At 56.2% G+C, this 17159-nt stretch carries 13 protein-coding genes and 2 pseudogenes; 3 read left to right on the top strand and 12 right to left on the bottom strand.

Annotated features, from left to right (window positions below; genetic code table 11):
• Positions 1 to 236: 236 nt before the first annotated feature.
• The 7 genes from MME58_RS18180 to MME58_RS18150 all read right to left on the bottom strand — a co-directional run bounded on the left by MME58_RS18180 (position 237) and on the right by MME58_RS18150 (position 7824).
• Entirely contained in the window at positions 237 to 1679 is a 1443-nt protein-coding gene (locus tag MME58_RS18180; RefSeq protein WP_055006756.1) for a hypothetical protein, read from the bottom strand.
• A 384-nt stretch (positions 1680 to 2063) separates the two neighbouring features.
• The gene (locus tag MME58_RS18175; protein WP_055006755.1) at positions 2064 to 2777 is read right to left on the bottom strand and encodes an NYN domain-containing protein; all 714 of its coding nucleotides are present in this window, start codon (positions 2775 to 2777) and stop codon (positions 2064 to 2066) included.
• A 277-nt stretch (positions 2778 to 3054) separates the two neighbouring features.
• A complete protein-coding gene (locus MME58_RS18170) occupies positions 3055 to 3867 on the bottom strand; it encodes an oxidoreductase (protein ID WP_054987764.1) in 813 nt (270 codons plus the stop codon).
• Between the two features lie 95 nt (positions 3868 to 3962).
• Positions 3963 to 4964, bottom strand: a complete 1002-nt coding sequence (locus MME58_RS18165) for an NADP-dependent oxidoreductase (protein ID WP_055006754.1) — start codon at positions 4962 to 4964, stop codon at positions 3963 to 3965.
• A gap of 165 nt (positions 4965 to 5129) precedes the next feature.
• Positions 5130 to 5918 carry an SDR family NAD(P)-dependent oxidoreductase gene (locus MME58_RS18160; protein ID WP_054987766.1) on the bottom strand — a complete coding sequence of 263 codons (789 nt, stop codon included), beginning with the start codon at positions 5916 to 5918 and terminating at the stop codon, positions 5130 to 5132.
• Positions 5919 to 5962: 44 nt separating this feature from the next.
• Positions 5963 to 7045: an alkene reductase gene (locus tag MME58_RS18155; RefSeq protein ID WP_055006753.1), complete on the bottom strand. Its 1083-nt coding sequence runs from the start codon at positions 7043 to 7045 to the stop codon at positions 5963 to 5965.
• 179 nt (positions 7046 to 7224) lie between these two features.
• Complete coding sequence (locus MME58_RS18150; RefSeq protein WP_054987768.1) at positions 7225 to 7824, bottom strand: TetR/AcrR family transcriptional regulator; 600 nt, start codon at positions 7822 to 7824, stop codon at positions 7225 to 7227.
• A 118-nt stretch (positions 7825 to 7942) separates the two neighbouring features.
• On the opposite strand from MME58_RS18150, the gene MME58_RS18145 reads away from it, so the two are divergent.
• The 3 genes from MME58_RS18145 to MME58_RS27490 all read left to right on the top strand — a co-directional run bounded on the left by MME58_RS18145 (position 7943) and on the right by MME58_RS27490 (position 10620).
• Positions 7943 to 8833, top strand: a complete 891-nt coding sequence (locus MME58_RS18145; RefSeq protein ID WP_054987769.1) for an alpha/beta hydrolase — start codon at positions 7943 to 7945, stop codon at positions 8831 to 8833.
• A 186-nt stretch (positions 8834 to 9019) separates the two neighbouring features.
• Positions 9020 to 9334, top strand: a complete 315-nt coding sequence (locus MME58_RS18140; protein WP_054987770.1) for a hypothetical protein — start codon at positions 9020 to 9022, stop codon at positions 9332 to 9334.
• 335 nt (positions 9335 to 9669) lie between these two features.
• Positions 9670 to 10620: a methyl-accepting chemotaxis protein gene (locus MME58_RS27490; protein WP_277623039.1), complete on the top strand. Its 951-nt coding sequence runs from the start codon at positions 9670 to 9672 to the stop codon at positions 10618 to 10620.
• 55 nt (positions 10621 to 10675) lie between these two features.
• On the opposite strand, the pseudogene MME58_RS27880 reads toward MME58_RS27490, so the two are convergent.
• The 5 genes and pseudogenes from MME58_RS27880 to MME58_RS18115 form a co-directional block, all read right to left on the bottom strand.
• Positions 10676 to 11253: pseudogene (locus MME58_RS27880) on the bottom strand (methyl-accepting chemotaxis protein); the annotation flags it as partial.
• A 324-nt stretch (positions 11254 to 11577) separates the two neighbouring features.
• Positions 11578 to 12570, bottom strand: a pseudogene (locus MME58_RS27875) (cache domain-containing protein); the annotation flags it as partial.
• Positions 12571 to 12706: 136 nt separating this feature from the next.
• On the bottom strand, positions 12707 to 13030 hold the full coding sequence (locus MME58_RS18125) for a hypothetical protein (RefSeq protein ID WP_054987799.1): 324 nt from the start codon (positions 13028 to 13030) through the stop codon (positions 12707 to 12709).
• Position 13031: 1 nt separating this feature from the next.
• Positions 13032 to 15107, bottom strand: a complete 2076-nt coding sequence (locus MME58_RS18120) for a hybrid sensor histidine kinase/response regulator (protein ID WP_055006752.1) — start codon at positions 15105 to 15107, stop codon at positions 13032 to 13034.
• A gap of 332 nt (positions 15108 to 15439) precedes the next feature.
• A complete protein-coding gene (locus MME58_RS18115) occupies positions 15440 to 16891 on the bottom strand; it encodes an NCS1 family nucleobase:cation symporter-1 (protein ID WP_054987773.1) in 1452 nt (483 codons plus the stop codon).
• Positions 16892 to 17159: the final 268 nt, after the last annotated feature.

Here is a 17159-nt window from a genome sequence, read left to right as displayed (position 1 = left end):
GGATCAGGGGTAGGCAACTGCCACTCCCCTGCTGCACACCTTGGCAGCGCTGCGGGCAAGTGAAATCGGCCAACTGCTGCCGAATAAACGGCAGCCGGCTTAGTCTCGCGAGGCATGATGCCCTGACGCTTTGCGCAGTGGACGCGAGCGACAGATTGTTGAACGGTAAGTACTCGAAAGATCCCCATAGACCGTCCTGTAAACCTGCACCTGGATTTCACTGACCGGTGTATGAATCAATGCAACGCCAGGCAAAGGCATGCAGGAAGATGCCAGGGGCCAGGCGTTTTATAACTTGCCAGTGCAAACCAACGGTTTCGTCTTTTGCCGACACCATAGTGGCAATCCAATCGAGAGTCAGTCCGGGAGATCTTCCAGCCCAAGGCCGATGCTTCGGTGATCGTTTCATTCGACGGTATTGTAGAGTAGCAGCCATCATGAGTTGAGAAGACCATGTAGCGGTATGTGCCTGCGTCCACGTCGGGTGCCGGGATCGAATGTGGGGTTACTCGACCGCCGTGATGAGGCGCGACTATACCCCCAAGGTTTTGCTTGAATGCTGCGGAAATAGAGGTGTAATCAGCATCCCCACAGAGCAGTACGCGTCTGAAGTAGTAGCTTTGCGGGTTTTCCACCAACATGCCCAAGGCTTCGTTATTGCGAAGGTACTTGGTGTCATGCGCACCGGCAATGGGGTTGCAAGTGAACACGGTACATGCTCCCCATTGAAAGTGCGTTTGAGCGGGAGGCCAAAACTTCAGTGCGCGGCTTCCATCATTAAGCACCTGGTTCTGCAACGCGTACATTAAATGCGCATGGCTGGCACCCAGCTTTAGTCTGCCCGAAGGTCGACGCATAACCCATGCACGCTGTAGTGCGCCTGCTCGATAGGTCACCTTCGTTTTCCAGAAGCCACGCGTATCCTTAGTAGGGCGGCCGGATTCGTAAGCGTACCCCCAATGATCCCAATCCAGGTGCGAAAGAAAAACCGGAGCGGGGTGGACGGGGTCGTCACGTTCGAGTGGATCGAAGTTTTGGCAACCCGGTAGTGATCGGCGATAGAAACCAATGGGCCAGCCGAAATCAAAGAACGCTTTGGGTTGGTAATTGTTATCGAGGATGGCACACATATTAGCCTGACCGACATCATACACCGCGACGTAAACTCCATTGCCCGGCGGGTCACCCTGGTATTCACTAGGTGCACTGTGATGGTGGCGACACTTGATGACCCGTTTCAAGGCGTGCAGGTCTTTTGCATCAGGTACGGAGGGATTGATTCTCACGTAAAGAGTCGTAGGAGCAGGCTGCTCCTCGCTTCCAGAAAATTCAAGCGCGGTGGCGCTAAGAAAGCCTTGTTGCATTACAGGGTTTTCTGAAACGGTAATCGAGCACCAGCCACCCACTCTTACCGTCTGTTCGAAAAGAGGGGTGGGGATCACTGCTTCCATGAGCAGAAAGCTCAATGCGTTATCTGAATCGTTGATGATGTCCTGGGATTTCGCTCGCCGCAAAAAGGGCAGGATCTTCATAGGTATTGCGTCAAAGGTCACTCTACAGTAACCAGCCTGCGCGAGATCTTCATCGTCGTCGTGGACATCTACAGCACTAAGGTATTCCACATTTTCGAAGTAATCGGGCAACTCATTTTGCTTATTCAGGCTTCTGGGTTTGATCAAGACGAGCAATCCTTTACTTGATAAAAAACGATGAGAAACGAAAAATACCACTGAAGGATCATCACGAAAACTCGATGCTGGATAATCGTGTTGGCACAACACGACGTTTCAAGCTAAGTGAATTTATCAGTGGGCTTCGTTTCACACGGGATGACCGGAAAGACTGCTGCGGTCGTCAAGGCGGCTATCTATGGCGAGCCAACGATCAGATTCGGAGCCTCATTCATTGTCTGGGCGAGTGCGTAAGCGTGTTCGACGCCTTTTGTGTGAGGGAAGCGGTCGCGTAATTCAGCGTCGTTTCCCCTGCGTCTACAGCCCTTTGTTTGCTTCGACACGGTCTTGCCGGTAGTGGAAGAAACCTGGTTTTCAAGCAATGCCATAGGGTCATGTGTTGCTCAGCCGAACGTGAATATGAGTAATCTCTCCATCCGGTATTTCTTTGATTTCGATATAGTTCTGGGCACGAACCAACGGCCCCAGTTTTGTGAACCCATAGTTTCTTGCATCGAATGAAGCGTGGTTTTTGGAAATATAGGCACCGACCCCACCCAGTGCTGCCCAGCCGTGGTCACGAGCCTTTTCCTCGATAGCCAGGGTCAGGATTTCTCTCAGGTCCGGTAGGTTAGCGATGGTCACCGGCACCGTGTTCCGGGTTGGCTTTTTCAATACCTCAAAGAAAATAAATTTGTCGCAGGCTCCAATGAACGCATCAGGTGTTTTACGTTCGCCCAGACCATAAACCCTTTTGCCTGCCTCCCTCAGGCGGGTCGCCAATCGTGTGAAATCACTGTCGCTCGACACAATGCAGAATCCATCCACGTTGCCCGCATACAGCAAGTCCATGGCATCAATGATGAATGCCGAGTCTGTCGAGTTTTTCCCATGGGTATAAGCGAACTGCTGGATCGGCTGAATGGCATGTTTATGCAGGTGATTTTTCCAGCCTGTCAGGTGTTGGGTCGTCCAGTCGCCGTATGCGCGCTTTACCGTTGCGGTACCGTATTTAGCGACTTCCTCTAAAAGCTCTTTAGCCACTGAAGAACTGGCGTTGTCAGCGTCAATGAGTACTGCGAGGCGGAGCGTGTCAGGTAAGGCCAAGGCGATATCCTTTTCGAGTGCTGGCGTGTGGCTTTTATTCTAGTCATTGCACAGTAAAAGCGCCTGGGGCTCCGCCCCCCTGCATGCCCTGCAGCGCTAAAATGCCTGAATCACCAGACAGTCAAATAGGGAACTGATTTTTCTAAGCCTTGAAGTTCGCAGCTAAAAAAACGGAACGCCCTTACCACTCTTGAACAGCGAGCCTGAAACGATTGTCTTTTCATGCCTCTCGATCAATGCGTATCAGACGCTCACGCCGCCGTCACATACCCTGGATTCAAACCGGCAAACGAAATTGCTTGCGCAGGCTCTTGTCAAATACGCCAGCAGGCGCAAAGCGACGCAGTATGCTGATTTGGCGCGCTGTCTTGCCGGCCGCGTATCGATGCCTGGGACGTGCATCCTCAGCGGCTTTCAGCACGACAGCCGCCACAACGTCGGGCAAATCGGCTTTCGGCATCACGTCGGCCAGCAGTGACCTGACGCCCGCTCTGGCCTGATCGTATTCTTTCAACAGCGAGTCCGGCTCGATGCTGTTTTGATCGAAGACGGTTCGTACAAATGCTGGCTCGATGACCGAGACCCGAATATTGAAGGCTCGAACCTCGTGATCGAGGGACTCCGAATAGCCTTCGAGCGCGTGCTTGACCGCCGAATAATGAGAAGAGTAGGGCGCGGGGATCAACCCCAGGATCGATCCGATATTGATGATGCGCCCCTGGCCCTGTTTGCGCATCGACGGTAATACTGCATTGGTCATGCGAATGACGCCGAACAGATTGACATCGAACAGTGCCTGCACCTGGGGGATGGAGAATTCTTCAGCGCCACCCAACAGGCCTATACCCGCGTTGTTGACCAACAGGTCGATTCGCCCGGTCTGTGCGAGCACGGTGGAAACGAGAGCGCTGACAGCGTCATCGCTGGTCACGTCGCACGTGAGCATGGACACCTCGGCCGAACTGTCGCCAATCTTGCGGCTTGTGCCAAATACGGTATAACCCGATTGCGCCAGTGCCTCGGCTGTCGCGCGACCAATTCCGGATGATGCGCCGGTAACAATGGCCGTTTTTTTTGACGATGTACTCATGTAATACCTCCAATGCTTAAAAGGCTGGATGCAGATAGCGTGGCCATGCGGATAGTTGAATGGGTCGGTCACGGACAGAGGAAAGTTCGCTTTACTCACCTGACCTTTACAACGACTTTGCCTTTGGCGCGACCCAGGGCCAGGTATTCAAGTCCGGTGTAGGCTTGTTCAAGCGAAACGACACGGTCAATGACCGGTTTGATTCGTCCACTTTCAAGTAACCCGGCAATGTTCTCCAGTTGAGCACCGTCCGGGCGCATGAACAAAAACGAGTAGGAGACCTTGTGTTTTCTGGCACGTCGCCTGATCGAGTGGCTCATCAGCCCGAAGATAAACGTGAAAAAGGCATTCATCCGGCGGGTTTTGGCGAATGCTTTATCCAGTGGACCAATGAGGGATACGATCCTGCCTCCGGGTTTGAGGATGCCGACAGCTTTTTTAAGGGTGTCTCCTCGGGTGGTGCCCAGTACCAGGTCGTAACCGTGCAGTACGTTTTCGAATGCCTGCTCTTTGTAGTTCACGACGTTATCTGCGCCCAGACTGCTGACCAGCGCTGCATTCACGTTGCTGGTGGTCGTAGCCACGTTGGCGCCCAAGTGTTTCGCCAACTGGATGGCGAAAGTACCGATGCCGCCAGACCCCGCAGGGATGAATACCTTTTGTCCGGGTTGAAGATTGGCGCGCTCTTTCAAGGCTTGCCAGGAGGTCAGTCCAACCATCGGAATGGAGGCTGCTTGTACGAAGTCCAGATTCGCCGGTTTAAGTGCGGCAGCGTGCTCCGGGACCGCTGCAAAGTCGGCGATGGCGCCTTTTCCGAGGTCGAAGAGGCTGGCGAAAATGGCGTCACCGGCCTTGAAACGAGTTACGGCGCTGCCAACCTCGATGACCACGCCGGACAGGTCACTGCCCATGATGGCGGGCAGCTCGTACTTGAGGACAGATTTGAATACGCCCGTGGTGATCATGTTGTCGATCGGGTTCAACCCGGCAGCGTGAACTTCCACCAACAATTCGTCAGGCCTGATGGTCGGTACAGGGACATGCGCAATCGCAATATCAGGCGTCTTGCCATAGTTTCCGAAGGTGAGTGCTTTCATGACGCGCTGATTCCAGTGGTATCGAACAATGAGGTAGGGCAAGTGAAAAGTGGGGCATGGGCGTGACCCGGACGATATGGACGTCGAACTTCACAGTCCTCGATACGGCGTCCGGGATACATCACGCGTTGCGCCTGCACGGGTTATATCGTGGCTCGATCCTGTTCAGGCTTCTGCTTGATAGCGCTCTGCGGCCTGCGCCTGTCGAATATCCGACAATAATCCTTGCCGCGCTCCATCCAGAGCGTCCCAGCGATCCGCAACGTGCAGCGGCGGGATGGTGACCAGTTCGCGGCGGTCGAAGCCCACCAGCGCTGCGTCAACCAGTTCTTCGACGTCCATCACCTCTGAAAGAGTGTTGACGTCGATCCCCGCACGCTCCCAGATTTCGGTACGGGTGGCCGCTGGCAGTACTGCCTGGACGTACACGCCTTGTGGCGATAATTCCAGGTTCATGCCTTGGGACAGGAACAGCACGTAGGCCTTGGTAGCACCGTATACAGTCATGCCGAACTCTGGCGCAAAGCCCACCACTGATCCGAGGTTGACGATTGAACCGCTACCCGATTGTGCGAAGCGTGGGGCCACCGCTGCCGCGAGTCGTGTCAGAGCAACCACGTTGAGTGCGATAAGCTTTTCAATGGCCTCGGCGCTTTGCTGAGTGAACCCGCCCGATTGCGCCATGCCAGCGTTATTGATCAAAACGCCGATCCGGGCATCGTCACGCAGGCGAGTTTCGAGTGCGGCGAGGTCGGCGGCCTGGGTCAGGTCGGCCTGAAGCACTTCGACAGCAACGTCGTTTTCTGCACTCAGTTTTGCCGCAAGGGCGTCCAGGCGTGGCTTGTCACGTGCGACAAGCACCAGGTTGTGGCCGCGGCGGGCAAATCGCTCGGCGTAAACGGCACCAATACCGCTGGACGCGCCAGTGATCAGAACAGTGGAGAGCGTAGTCATCGAGAATGTCCTTGCATGAGAGACGATGAGAGAAGTCGCGGGTTTCAGCCTGCGATGGTGGGGTAGTCGATATAACCTTCAGCGCCGCCGCCGTAGAGCGTGGCCGGGTTGAGCTCTGTCAGTGGTGCACTGGTTTTCAGGCGCTCGATCAGGTCAGGGTTGCTGATGAACGGACGGCCAAGGGCGACGAGGTCCACCTGCCTGGCGTCGAGACGGGCCGTTGCGAGGTCGAGGTCGTAACCGTTGTTGGCCAGGTAGGTGTGCTTGAAGCGCTGACGTAGCGCGCTGTAGTCGAACGGAGCAATATCCCGCGATCCGCCCGTGGCACCTTCTATTACGTGAATGTAGGCAATGCCCAGCGCGTTGAGCTGCTCGGCGATGTACTCGTACTGTGGCTGGGGATCACTGCTGGAAACCCCGTTGGCAGGAGAAACCGGCGATAGCCGGACGCCAGTGAGTTGTGTACCGATTTCCTTGACCACGGCAGTGACGACTTCCAGCAGCAGGCGCGCGCGATTCTCCACCGAGCCACCGTAGGCATCGGTGCGCAGGTTGGCGTTGTCCTTGATGAATTGATCAAGCAAGTACCCGTTGGCACCATGGATTTCGACACCGTCGAAGCCTGCTGCAATGGCATTTGCCGCTGCCTGACGAAAGTCGTTGACGATACCTGGCAGTTCGCTCAGTTCCAGCGCGCGTGGCTCGGACACGTCTGAAAATTCGTTATTGACGAAGGTTTTGGTCTGCGCCCGGATGGCTGAAGGAGCGACAGGCGCTGCGCCGTCCGGTTGCAGGTCAACGTGAGAAACCCGGCCTACGTGCCAGAGCTGCACGAAGATACGCCCGCCTGCCGCGTGCACCGCGTCAGTAACCTTGCGCCATGCAGCGATTTGCTCTGACGTGTAAAGCCCCGGTGTGTTCTGGTAACCCTGAGCCTGGGGGGAAATCTGCGTCGCTTCGGTAATGATCAGTCCGGCAGAGGCCCTTTGTGCGTAGTAGGTCGCTGTCAGCTCTGTAGGGATCAGGCCGGCACCCGCACGGTTGCGGGTCAGTGGTGCCATCACGATACGATTCGCCAGCGTCAGATTGCCTAAGGTGTAGGGTTCGAAAAGCGTTTTCTCGGACATAGCGTTCATCTTCCGGGGTGGTGATGGACGCTATGATTACGATCGAAATCTAAAATGTCAACGTATTGATGTTGATCAACATCAATATTCGAAAATCCACGACATGCTCGACGCTCAGGTCGTCAAGGTATGGCCATGACAAATCACGTGCGCTCAGGCATCTCCGCTGTTCTGGCGCGCTACGGTGTAAGCAGAAAAGGGGTCATCGGCTTGAATATCGACTCGGCCGAGACGGCAGAAAACTCATCCGGCTTTCTGTCGATCGTCAATGAGGCGTATCCGTGCGCGGTGCTCCAGGCCAGGAAGGTGCGTTGCTCAAGGACTGTCGGGTCGGGTTCGGTACCATTTTTTTCTATCCATGCCGTGCGTATAGACTGACGAAGCAGCTGTAACGTGGCTTCGCTTGAAGAGAGAAGTCTGGGCAACGATCGGTTGATGCCTGACATCCCGAACATCAACCGAAAGTGCTGAGGGTAGTGTCTGGCGAAATTTACATAGCCTATCCCGCAGCCCAGGATACAGTCGCCAAGATCCCGCTGTGCGACACGGATAGCGTCGACCATGCGCTCGTAACCATCTGCCACGACTTCTGCCAGCAGGTTTTCCAGAGAGCCGAAGTGGTGTGCAGGCGCCGCGTGAGAGACATTCGCCCGTCTGGCGCATTCGCGTAAAGAGAGTCCGCGTATGCCCGTTTCGCCAACAATATCCCAGGCCGCCTGACGCAAGACAGTCGGCAAGTTGCCGTGGTGGTAGGTGCGCGGAGTGTCCGAGGCCGGCATGTAAAGCTCCCTGTCATGAAACAAAAGTTATACGCCCATGGAGTAATTGTATCTTGTCAGTGACAAGATGCGCTGCTCTAATTGCGCCAGACCTTGTGGCCGGTGGCGGAGAATACCGATGAGCAAAATCACCAAAAGGCTTCGATTACTGGCATTGCGTGGCACGTTCATGCTTGCCAGCCGAATTCTACCGGGCCCTACTGGAAGACACCTTGCCCTACGTTTCGTTACACCTCAGGTTGCCGGGCGTGCAAAGGCCGCCGCATTACTGAGCACATCGCTGGATGCGCGAATGGAGACCCTGGAGCTGAACGGAAACAAGGTAGCCACTTATGTGTGGGGAGATCCGTCCAGTCAGCCTTATGTATTACTCGCTCACGGATGGTCAAGCTACGCGATGCGTTTTATCGAGTGGGTGCCGTTGTTACGATCAATGGGTTACGCAGTGGTGGGTTTTGACCAGCCTGCTCATGGGCTGAGCAGCGGCACCATCAGCCATATGCCGCAATTTGTGGACGTACTTCGGCAGGTCGGGCGCCATTTTGGCAGGCCGACGGCCGTAATCGGGCATTCGCTGGGCGCTTCATCAATCGTCTTCGCTCAGGAAGAACAGTGGCGTCCCGAACGATTTGTGTTGATTGCGCCGTTCCTTGCGCCGGCTGACAGCGTGTTTCAACAGTTTGATGCTGTGGGTGTGGCCCATAAGGTGTTTGCACCTTTTGAAGGGTACTTGTATGCGCTGACCGGCCGGCGTTTTGCGGACTACGACGCTTCTCTGCGACTGCATGTATTTGATCGTCCTGCGTTGGTTATCCACGACCGGCACGACCGTGAAACCCCGTGGGAGAAGGGTGCCCGGTTCGCAAAGCTATGGCCCGGAGCACGGCTCTTTACGACTGAAGGATTGGGCCATAACCGGCTGATCAATCATCCTTCGGTTATTGCCGAAGTCATGAAGTTTCTGCAGCCGGACAATCATCTGCCGACTTCCGAAGCGCTGGAAAGGTGAACGTTTTCAGCATGCTTTTTAAGCCGGGCCGCGCTGTTTCGTAACCTCAAACTTGCCAGCAGGATCCTGGCGGGTTGACGGGGAGAGGGTCAGTACCGCTCTGATCGTCATGAACTTCATCCTGATACTTCATACAGGAACCTGTGACGCGGCTGGAGGGCTGGTCATGGTTCGGGAGGTCGCTCTGTGGGCAATGATCATTTTTTCGATGAGTCGGCGGTGCTGGAAATCGTCCACAGCGCTAATCGTGTACGCTCCAGAAAACTGACGTCTGGTCAGCTTTACCTGGGGCTGGTACGCGTTCTGCCTACAGTTCCGGCAATAGGCGACTTTATGGAGATAATTGATGGCCTGGTGAAAGAGGGGCTTTTGATTTCAGGTGCCGTATTGCCCTATTCCCCCTCGTTTCCCTATGTGCAGCATATTATTCTCGGCCTTACCGAGCCAGGCGAGGCAGCCTTGGAATCAATAAGGTCTCAGCCCGAAAACTTCTGCTTTTAATGGTATGCACTCACGCTGCAACCGTCCCGTGCAAACGCCCCCGCAAGCCTGTATTGCAAACCTTGTTTGCGGAGTGCTTGCAGATCGCCGATCTTCAAAACTACATTAGCGGTGTTGAGGGCATATCGGCATCAGTCGATAAAAACAGGAAGGCTGGACTTCCGCGCCCCTGAAACGATGTACGTCTTTCCCTCTGTTTTTGCATAACTATTGTGCGATGGCTGCCGCCAACGGTAACTCATTGAAGCAGAAAGAAAATGATCGAACCCGAACGCATTGTGACCTTGTCCCGTGAAGTGGAATCTCTGGCGACTCGTGGCGTCAGCGATATATAGATGATTACTCGCCAGACCCGATTGCTGGCGATAAACGCGCTGATCGAAGCGGCGCATGCAGGCAAGGCCGGTCGGGGTTTTGCAGTGGTGGCAGAGGAGGTGAAGAATATCTCCGAGCAGATTTCGAAGATTGCTAGTGGGCTCACTCAGGACCTTCAAGCGTCGGTCAATGAACTCACCGAACTGGGCAAGGGCATGTGTTTTGATGTGCGAGGCCAGCGACTGGCAGACCTCGCGTTGAACCTGATAGAAATCATCGACCGTAATCTGTATGAGCGCACGTGCGATGTTCGGTGGTGGGCGACCGATGCGTCGCTGGTCGATGTACTGATGACGCCAACCCCGCAAAATCGCGCTCATTCCAGTGAGCGCCTCGGCGTTATTCTGGACAGCTATACGGTGTACCTGGATATCTGGGTGGCGGACACAACAGGCTGTGTGATTGCCTCCGGCAGGCCCGGCACCTTCGGCAAGGTTATCGGTGCGGATGTCACCGGCGCGACCTGGTTCAAGCAGGCGGTGCGGCACTCATCGGGCGATCAGTACTTTGCCGGCGAAGTTGCGGTAGAGCCCTTGCTTAACGGTTCGCAAACCTGCGTGTTCAGTGCCGCTGTGCGCAGCAACGCTGGCAAACACTCACCTGTGATCGGCGTCATCGGGATCTTCTTTGACTGGCAGAATCAATCGGACTCGGTGATACAGGGCGTGCGCCTGAGTGACGAACGTACCCGCACCCGAGTGATGATGGTCGACGCCAGCCACAAGGTAATTGCCAGCTCCGACCCGCAAAGCCCGTTGGGCCACCGTGTCGAGTTGCACGCCAGGGCTGGTCAGGCGACCGGTTACAGCACGCTGCCCAACAACAGTATCCAGGGGTATTCAATGACGCCGGGCTTTGAGACTTACCCTGGCATGGGATGGCTGGGGGTGATTGAACAGCAACTTCCGTAGCCTGTTGGCATATATCGGGCCGCTGCCGAACCTTTTCGGCAGCGGCTCTTGAACGTTATAGACGGAAGCTCCCCACCAACTGCGTCAACCGGGTGGATTGCTGTTCAAGGTCAGTGCATGCACGCAAGGTGGCGTTCAAGTTTTCCACGCCCTGCTGGTTCAGGGTATTGATCTCCGTGATATCCACGTTGATCGCTTCCACTACGGCGGTCTGTTCTTCGGTTGCCGTGGCAACCGAATGATTCATGCCGTCGATTTCGCCGATGCGTTCGGTAACGTGCTCAAGGCTTGCAACGGCCTTGTTGGCAATGCCGACTGTTTCAACGCTTTCGCGCTGACTTTCGTTCATGATCGCCACTGCTTCGCGAGCGCCGGATTGCAGTTGCTCGATCATCTCCTGTACCTGGCTCGCCGATTCCTGCGTACGGTGGGCCAGGCTGCGGACCTCATCGGCCACTACGGCGAAACCTCTGCCGGCTTCACCCGCGCGCGCGGCTTCATGGCGGCGTTAAGGGCCAACAGGTTTGTCTGTTGCGAGATGCCTGTAATGACTTCCAGGATCTGACCGATGTTGGCTGTTTTTGTATTAAGCGTTTCAATCTGCTCACTGGCGTTACTGATGCGTCTGGACAGACGGCTCATGGCCGCGATGTTCTGCCCGACCACTTCCTGGCCGTCCGAAGCCAGCGTGCGGGCGTCGCTCGAGTGGCCCGAGGCGCGCGCGGCGTTCTGGGCAATTTCCTGGGTTGCGGCACCCAGTTCATTGATGGCGGCGGCCACGCTGTTGGTCCGGTTGGACTGTTGATCGGAATTGAGCATTGACGAGTTGGAGGCATTCACTACCCGCAGAGCAACTTCGTTGAGCTGTACAGTGGAGGAGGCCACTTCACGCATCGAGTCATGGATGCGTTCCACGAACAGGTTGAAGCCGTTGCCCAGATACCCGAACTCGTCTTCGCTCTGAATGGTCAGACGCTTGGTCAGGTCGCCTTCGCCGGCAGCGATATCATGCATGGCGCGGCCCATCAGATTTAGCGGCCGCATCAGGACGCTCAAGAGCATCCCCAGCAGCAGGATAATCAACACCACGGCAATGACCGTCGCCACAATGGCCGAATTTCTGAACTCGCCCAGTGCTGCATAGGCGATCTCTTTATCCATCGCCACGCCCACGTACCAATTCACGGAGGGCAGCCCGTCTACATGAGCAAACGTAACGATCTGAGACTTTCCGGCATGCTGGCTCTCACTGAGGTCTTGTGACAACACGGGCGTATTCGCCGGGTAGACTTCGGCCAGCGTCTTCATCACCAGCGAGGTGTCCGGGTGAACCAGAATGCGACCATTCGCGTCGACCAGGAACGCATATCCGTCCCCATGAAGCCGCAGCGAACTGATCATCTTCACCAGTATCTCCAGGCTCAGATCACCACCAATGACACCGGAAACGCCTGAAGTACCTTTGACCGGTGTCGCAAGGGTCACGATCAAGCCCTTGGTCACGGCATCCAGGTACGGCTCCGTGAGGATCGTTTTGCCTGCGCGAATGGCATCGACATACCAGGGCCGGGTTCTGGGATCGTAGTCGGCCGGCATGTCATCGGGCGGCTGGGTGACGAAGGAACCGTCACGTTTACCTTGGTAGATGCTCATGAAAGTAGCGATAAGCGTGGGTTGGCCGAGGGCGAGATTCTGCGCTTCCGGGGACTGGGACTGTGGCGACGATGCGTTTTCCGCCAGGTTTTCCACCAGAAGAATCCGCCCTGAAAGCCAGTTGCGAATATTGCCCGCCGTGCTTTCGCCAGTCTGATTCAGGTTTTCCTTCAGTTGCACTCGAAGCGCGTTGCGCTGCAGATAGTCGTTGTAAAGCGTGAACAGGGTGAATGCGGCGATCACGACGAGAGACGCCGCCAAGAGGATTTTATGGCTGAATTTTAGCGATTTTGTCATGCCGGTATGGGCCATTAGAGGGTATTGCGCAGAGGGCACAGGTCGTAGATGAAGCTGGAGGGTTATCGGCGGGGATTCTTTTTTATGAATGTCGCGTGTCATATAAATGACCGGAAAGCTCCACGAGTGATCAGCTTCAGTTGGCGGGATTGTTCAAGTCCCGATACCACTGCGCATAAGGCGTATTCGTCACCTTGCGCCGATTGAAATCCTCGGCCCCGTCGGTCCACCAGACTTCGCCGCGTTCACCCAGTGCAACTTTGGCCTGGTCGACCGCAGCCCGTGCCGTTTTCAGCGCTTCGGGGTCGCCGCAAGCCTTGGCAGCCCTGACGGCGCGGCGTGCAGCCATGAGTTGGTCAACCAGTTGCTGCCGAACGTCTTCGCTTAATGACGGGTTGGAGCAGCGCCAGAGTTGTCCCTTGACCACGAAATACCGACCGTCGGGCGTGCCTGGATTCACGCTATGAATAGCCTCGAGCGACAGCATCTGCGCCGATCAGACCGGTCACACGTCCGGCAAGCGTGTCCAGCCCGAAAGGTTTGGTCAGCACTTGCGTACAAGGTCGCAGGTGGCAGTCGTCCAGGACTGAGGTCTTGGCGTAACCCGTGATGAATAATGTAGGCAGCCCCGGCCGGTAGTCGCCTGCTGCATCGGCCATTTCCCGGCCATTCATGCCGCCTGGCAGGCCGATGTCACTGATCAGCAGGTCAATGCGGGTGTCCGATTGCAGGATCTGCAAGCCGGATTGAGCATCGGCTGCTTCCAGGCAGTGGTAGCCCAGGCCGGTAATCACTTCCGCGACGAGCATCCTGACCGAGGGTTCGTCATCAACGACCAGCACCGTTTCGCCAGTGTGGTGCGCCGGCTCTTCGGTGACGTCGGGGTCGCTGATACGTGGAGCGTTTTCAGCGATGTGGCGCGGCAGGTGCATCACCACGCTGGTGCCCTGGCCTTCGACCGACTCGACGCGGATCTGCCCACCAGACTGGCGGACAAAACCGTATACCATCGACAGACCCAAGCCTGTGCCGGCACCGATGGGTTTGGTGGTGAAGAACGGTTCAAAGGCTTTGGCGACTGTATCGGGGGTCATGCCTATGCCGGTGTCGGTAATGCGGATGCTCAAGTGCTCGCCAGCAGGAACGCCGTGATCCGGGTCGGTGCACTCCTCAATGGAGGCATTGGCGGTTTCGATGATGATGCGTCCGCCATTCGGCATTGCGTCACGGGCGTTCAGGCACAGGTTCAACAAGGAGCTTTCGAGCTGCGCATGGTCGATCAGCGCAGGCCACAGGTCATTCTGGGCGACCACCTTTATATCTATTTCCGGGCCGACGGTGCGTGCGATCATTTCTTCCATGTCATGGATCAGCACGTTCACGTTGGTCACCCGCGGGGAAAGATTCTGGCGGCGTGAAAATGCCAGCAACCGGTGGGTCAGCGAAGCGGCACGGCGTACGGCCCCCTGAGCGACTGACACGTAACGGTCTACATCGCCCACCCGTCCCTGAGCCAGTCGTTTAGTAATCAATTCCAGACTGCCCGAAATGCCCGCCAGCAAATTATTGAAGTCATGTGCGATGCCGCCTGTGAGCTGGCCGACGGCGTCCATCTTCTGCGAATGGCGCAAAGCATCTTCTATCTGCTCGCGTTCGAAAACGGCTTGTTCGATGCGCTGTTCCAGCGTCTGGTTGAGTTCCCTGACGGCTTCTTCGGCTCTTTTGCGTGCCGTTACATCGATAGAGGAGCCGATAAGACCGATGACTTCGCCGTTGCCGTCGGTCAGTGGCGCTTTGGTCGACAGCCATACCGCTGCAGAGCCATCAGCCAGGTTTACCTGCTCTTCAATCTGTTCGCTGACGTTGCTCTGCATGATCCGGCGGTCGGTTTCCATCAGGATCCGCGCTTGCTCCTTGTCATCTAGAAAGTCCAGATCCGTCTTGCCAATGAAAAACTCGGGCGGCTTGCCGATCAGCTCGGCAGTGCCGCGGTTGGCGACCAGCATTCTGCCCTCCAGATCCTTGGCGTAGACAACGCCTGGAACTGCAGCAGTGAATATTTTGAGCAGTTCGTTCAAGCGATCCCGCTCGGCTTCGGCGGCACGCCGGCTGTCTATGTCAAGCAGCACGCCCGGGCTGCGAACAGGCTTGCCGTGAGCATCGCGTTCAATTTTCCCGCTGGCTTCAACCCAACGATAAACGCCGTCCTGATGAAGAACCCGGTATTCGCATCGGTAGGTATCGCTGCCGAGCAGTGCCTCTTCGATGGCCTTGTCGACCCTGCGTGAGTCGTCAGGATGAATGGACGCTGTCACCAGCTCCAATGGGAGCCCTTTGGCACATAGTTTCGGACACAGACCGAAAGTCTGGGCAAACTGCTCATCGCCTGTAAGGCGATCATCAATGATGTCCCACACCCAAGTGCCGACGACCGCGCCTGAATCCAGAGCGAGTTGCAGCCGCTCGGCGGTTTCCTGCGCTGAGGGGAGGAGTGGTTTGGGCGCGAATGGCATGCCGCCGGAAACATCATTGCTCATTACTATCGACCCACTTGAACGCCTGGTTCACAAAGACTCAGTCATAGGGCAGCGCAGCGGCCTGAAAGTTGTACAAAATTTATTCTATTTTGTGTCCCGTATACTAAAAGCCGATCAATGACACTCGATCATTCAATGTTCGGGATTGAGGATGATATTAAATTAATATCATTTGGGGCGGGCATTATTTTCTGCTGATCAGGCAGGGACGGGTTTTCAGGTGATACCGGGCTTGCCGGCGTACCTGCAAGCACTGGATTTTGTAAGGGAACAAGTGTTTGTGCGGCGTTCAGGCGCTGGATCCGGCAAGTGTCCAGCGCCTGTCGGGTTTATCAGTTCTGGCCGACGGGTGCGGGCATGTTGGCAACTTGCTCAGGCGACCAGCGGGTCATCGCGTAAAACACTGCGCCGCCCAGAATGCAGCCGGTAAACCACGCGAAGTTGGCGATGGGCTTGAACCACTCGACGAAGGTGAAGCACAGACCGACCAGCGCCGTCAGCACCAACGCCTTGACCGCTATCCAGTTCACGCCATTGGTGTACCAGTAGCGACCGCTCGGTGTGTCATCGAACAAGGCGTCGACGTCAATCTGCTGTTTCTTGATCAGGTAATAATCCACCAGCAGGATGCCGAACAGCGGGCCGATGCAGGCCGCCAGTACGTCAAGGGTGTAATGAATCACTTCAGGATTGTTGAACAGGTTCCAGGGCGTAATGAAGATCGACGCCACCGCAGCGATCATGCCGCCTGCACGCCAACTGATGCGGCTGGGGGCCACGTTGGCGAAGTCGAAGGCCGGGGAAACGAAGTTGGCGACGATATTGATGCCGACAGTGGCGGTCACGAAGGTGAATGCGCCAAGCAGCACGGCAGTGGTGTTATCGATGCGCGCTACGGTAGCAATCGGGTCGTGGATCATTTCACCGAAAATGGGCAGCGTGCCCGAGACAATCACCACCGTCACCAATGAAAACGCCAGAAAATTCACTGGCAAGCCCCAGAAGTTGCCGCGCCGCACGTCAGCCATACTGCGGCAATAGCGGCTGAAATCACCGAAGTTCAGGGTGGGGCCAGAGAAATACGAGACCACCAGTGCGATAGCCATGACGACTTGCCCGAACGCTGCCCAGCCGGACAACTCTTTTTCAGCCAGGGTAAAACTGATGTTATCCCAGCCTGCACGCCAGACAATCCAGCCTGCCAGCGCGAACATCACCGCATAAACGGCAGGGCCGGCCCAGTCGATGAAGCGTCTGATCGACTCCATCCCGGTCCAGAACACTGCGGCCTGCACCACCCACAGCGCCAGAAAGCCGAACCAGCCCAGCCACGACAGCCCGAGAAAGGTCACGTTCTGATAGGCGGCCAGTTCCGGAAAGAAGCGCAACACCACGATTACCAGTGCGCTGGATGCCAGATAGGTTTGAATGCCATACCACGCCACCGCGATCAGCCCGCGAATGATTGCAGGAATGTTGGCCCCGAAAACGCCGAAGGCCAGGCGGCAGATGACCGGGTAGGGCACGGCAGCCTGCTGGCTGGGTTTGGCGACCAGATTGGCAATCACCTGGATGATGCAGATACCGACCAGCAATGCGATCAGCACCTGCCAGCTGGCCAGACCCAGAGCAAACAGGCTGGCGGCAAAGACATAGCCGCCGACGCTGTGCACGTCGCTCATCCAGAACGCCAGAATGTTGTACCAGGTCCATTTCTGCGGCAGCGGCCCCAGATCATGGTTGTGCAGGCGCGGGCTGTACCCGGCCGGGCGTGGGTCTGTCATGGCGCTACTCCCTTGGTGAGTCGTGACGGGATCGGAGTACGATCAATGGTTTTTTTGTATACGATCGTGTACGCAAAAGATGTGCCATTCGATTTTTTCAAGGGCCGGGAATTGATCCATGCTTTGCCGGATGGCGCTTTGCGAAGGAAAAGCTGGCGCGGTGGACATGTTCGCCACTCAGTCCGATGTGCACGTAAAAAGGGCGCTTTTGCTCATTTATAGTGCGAGCTTTATGAGGTTTGCAGGTTTTTGCAGTTGGCAGAGGGTT

It is taken from the genome of Pseudomonas syringae pv. tagetis (genome assembly GCF_022557255.1).
GTDB classification, from domain to species: Bacteria; Pseudomonadota; Gammaproteobacteria; order Pseudomonadales; family Pseudomonadaceae; genus Aquipseudomonas; species Aquipseudomonas caricapapayae.
The sequence above is the reverse complement of the archived record's forward strand: the minus strand, read 5'-3'. Positions and strand labels throughout refer to the sequence as shown.